This is a genomic window from Streptomyces griseoruber (assembly GCF_001514205.1).
Classification (GTDB): Bacteria; Actinomycetota; Actinomycetes; order Streptomycetales; family Streptomycetaceae; genus Streptomyces; species Streptomyces griseoruber.
In genome coordinates this window covers 1-3,829 of sequence record NZ_KQ948815.1, presented here as the reverse complement: position 1 = coordinate 3,829, position 3,829 = coordinate 1, and the positions used below count along the sequence as shown (strand labels likewise).

At 72.4% G+C, this 3,829-nt stretch carries 1 protein-coding gene; it reads right to left on the bottom strand.

Features of this window, described 5'->3' with window-relative positions:
- The coding region (locus tag AQJ64_RS44675) for a type I polyketide synthase (protein WP_159060374.1) at nt 1-3,804 on the bottom strand (3,804 nt) is incomplete at its 3' end.
- Nucleotides 3,805-3,829 lie beyond the last annotated feature (25 nt).

Sequence of the window (3,829 nt, the reverse complement as noted above, 5' to 3'; positions counted from 1 at the left end):
GCCGGGCACGAGGCCGTGCCGCATGGCGAGCACCATCTTCATCACGCCCGCCATTCCGGAGGCGGTCTGGGTGTGGCCGATGTTCGACTTGAGCGAACCGATGAACAGCGGCCGTTCGGCAGGCCGGTCCTGCCCGTACGTCGCCAGCAGGGCCTGCGCCTCGATCGGGTCGCCCAGCCGCGTGCCCGTGCCGTGCGCCTCGACGACATCCACCTCACCGGCGGTGAGGCGGGCGTCCGTGAGGGCGGCGCGGATCACTCGTTGCTGTGAGGGGCCGTTGGGGGCGGTCAGGCCGTTGCTCGCACCGTCCTGGTTGATCGCCGAACCGCGCACGACCGCCAGCACCGGATGACCGTTGCGGCGGGCGTCCGACAGCCGCTCCAGCAGGAGCACCCCCACGCCCTCGGCGAGCGAGAAGCCGTCGGCCGCTTCGGCGAAGGGCTTGCACCGGCCGTCGGGTGCGAGGCCCCGCTGCCGGCTGAAGCCCACGAACGGCGCCGGGTCGGCCATGACCATCGCCGCGCCCGCCAGCGCCATCGAGCACTCGCCGGATCGCAGGGCCCGTACCGCGAAATGCAGCGCGACCAGCGACGACGAGCACGCGGTGTCGACGGTCACCGCCGGTCCCTCCAGACCGAGGACGTACGAGACGCGGCCCGATGCGACGGCGGTCGAGGCTCCGGTGACGAGATAGCCCTCGGTACCGTCGGTGCCGCGGCTGAGCAGGGTGCCGTAGTTCTGGTCCGTGAGGCCGGTGAAGACGCCGGTGCTGCTGCCGCGCAGGGTCCTCGGGTCGATGCCGGCCTGTTCGAAGGCCTCCCACGACGTCTCCAGGAGCAGGCGCTGCTGGGGGTCCATGGCCGCCGCCTCGCGCGGGGAGATCCCGAAGAAGGCCGCGTCGAACTCCCCGGCGTCGTGCAGGAACCCGCCGTGGCGGACGTAACTGGTGCCGTGCCGGGCGGGGTCGGGGTCGTAGAGCCGGGTCGTGTCCCAGCCCCGGTCGACGGGGAAGCCGGTGATCACGTCCTGGCCTTCGGCGACGACGCGCCAGAGGTCGTCGGGGGACGAGATGCCGCCCGGATAGCGGCATCCCATGCCTACGACGGCGATGAGGTCGTCGTCGGTGGCAGGCGCATGTGAACCGGCCACGGAGGCGAGCGACTCCGAGTCCTGCCGCGGTGCGGCATGGTCCCCGAGGGCAAGCAGGCGGAGCTGGGCGGCGAGGGCGAGCGGGGTGGGGTGGTCGAAGACGACGGTCGTCGGGATCTTCAGACCCGTACGGGAGGAGAGACGGTTGCGCAGTTCGACAGCGCTGACCGAGTCGAAGCCCAACTCCTTGAAGGCGTAGGCGGCGTCGACGGCGTCCGCCGAGTCATGTCCGAGCACGGCGGCCGCTTCGGACCGGACGAGGTCCTGTACGAAGCGGTCGTGTTCGACGGCGGGCAGGGCGCCGAGTCGCTGCGCCAGGGTCGAGGCCGCTGTGTCCGCGCCGTGTCCGTCCCGTGCCCCGGCACGGCTCCCCTCGGTGCCCGCGGTCTCGTCCTCCGGTTCCAATGCGGCGATGAGCGGGGCGGGCCGGGCGGCGCTGAAGACGGGGACGAAACGGGCCCAGTCGACGTCGGCGACGGCCACGACCGTGTCACCGTGGTCGAGCGCGTCCTGAAGGGCCACCATCGCGGGTTCCGCGGCGATGACGGGGATGCCTCGGCGGCGCAGCGGATCACGCATGTCCTCGGCGATCATGCCGCCACCGTCCCAGGGGCCCCAGGCCACCGAGAGCACCGGGAGTCCGCGGGTGCGGCGCACGTGCTCGGCGAGGGCGTCCAGGCAGGCGTTGGCGGCGGCGTAGGCCGCGTGGTCGGCGACGCCCCAGACTCCGGAGATCGAGGAGAAGAAGATCAGCGCGTCGGTCTCGGCCGGGTCCAGGGCCTCGGTGAGGTTCCGTGCCCCGGCGACCTTGCCCGCGGCGACCTCGGCGAACTCCGCCATGCCGAGGTCGGCGAGCGTCCCGAGAGTGCCGACACCGGCGGCGTGCACCACCGTGCGGACCGTACGTCCGTCCGCGCGCAGGGAGTTCAGCAGTTCCCCCAGTGCCGCGCTGTCGGCGACATCACAGGCAGCGACGGTCAACCGGGCGCCCAGCGCGGCGACTTCGGTCTCCAGCTCCGTCAGGGCCGGGTCGTCGGTGCGGTCTCGACGGCCGACGAGTACCACGTCCTCGGCACCGCCGCGCGCCAGCCACCGGGCGACGTGCGCGCCGAGCGCACCGGTTCCGCCGGTCACGAGGGCCGTACCGCGGGGCGTCCAGTGCCGCCCGGGCGACCGCCCGTCAACCGACTGCGCGCTTCCCGACAGCGAGGCCGGAACCAGCCGCCGTACGAAGGTGCTGTTGGCGCGCAGGGCCAGTTGGTCCTCGGCGCTGTCGCCGTAGGAGGCCAGGACGGCGCAGAGTGCGCCGGTTTCCGGTCCGTCGACCCGTTCGGGCAGGTCGACCAGTCCGCCCCAGCGTTCGGGGGACTCCAGGGCCGCGACCCTGCCCAACCCCCATACGGCCGCCTGTGCCGGCCGGGCGACCGGTTCCTGGTCCCCGACGGCCACGGCACCTTGTGTGACACACCACAACGGCGCGCCCACCCCGGCCCGACCGAGCGCCTGGAGCAGCGAGAGGGTGAGCGCGGCTCCGGTGGACAGCACGGGCTGATCGGGCAACGGGTCCTCGTCCAGCCCCAGCAGCGACAGCACGCCGCTGAACGACACGGCAGGGTCGGCCGACACCGCGTCGAGCGCGGACGTCAGGACATCGCACTCCGCATGTCGCGCGGTGAGTTCGAGGACACGCACCTCGGCGCCGTGACGGGTCAGCGCATCGGAGAGGGTGGTGAGGAGTGCGGTGTCGGGGTGTCCCTGCGGGACGACGAGCAGCCAGACACCGGTCAGGTCCCCGGCGCGCGTGTCCCGGCCGACCGGCTGCCAGACCACCTTGTACCGCCAGCCGTCCACCACCGACCGCGCCACCTGCTCCCTGCGCCACCCCGACAACACGGGAAGGACACCGGCCAGCGCCCCACGGTCGGACACCCGCAACGTCCCCGCCAGCGCCTCCAGATCCTCCCGCTCGACCGCCTCCCAGAAACGCGCGTCCACCGCCTCCCGACCCGAGACCACAACACCCGCCGGAACCGTCTTCTCCAGCCAGTAGCGGCGGTGCTGGAAGGCGTACGTCGGCAACGCCACCGTCCGGGCGTCCTGCCCCGCCAGAACGGCCGTCCAGTCCACCGGGATGCCACGCACCCATGCCTCGGCCAGGGAGGTCAGGAAACGGTGGGCGTCGCCCTTGTCACGGCGCAGAGTGCCCACCACGACCGCGTCCGGGGCGGCCTCCTGGACCGCCATGCCGAGCACCGGATGCGAGCTGACCTCGACGAACGCACCGAACCCCTGCTCCACCAGGCCTGCGACGGCGTCCGCGAAACGCACCCGCTGCCGCAGATTCCGATACCAGTACCCGCCGTCCAGCCGCGCCGTGTCGATCACCTCCGCCTCGGTCGTGGAGAAGAACGGCACCTCACCCGCACGCGGCTCCACAGCCGCGAGCACCCGCGCCAGCTCCGCCTCGATCGCCTCCACATGCCAGGTATGCGAGGCGTAGTCCACCGGAACACGACGAGCCCTCACATCACTGCTCTCGCAGTACGCCATCAACTCATCCAAAGCGTCCGCGTCACCGGCCACCACCACCGAACCCGGACCGTTCACCGCCGCCACATCGACCCGCCCCGACCAGGCCGTCAGCAACTCCTCCACTTCCGCCAGGGAAAGAGGCACGGAG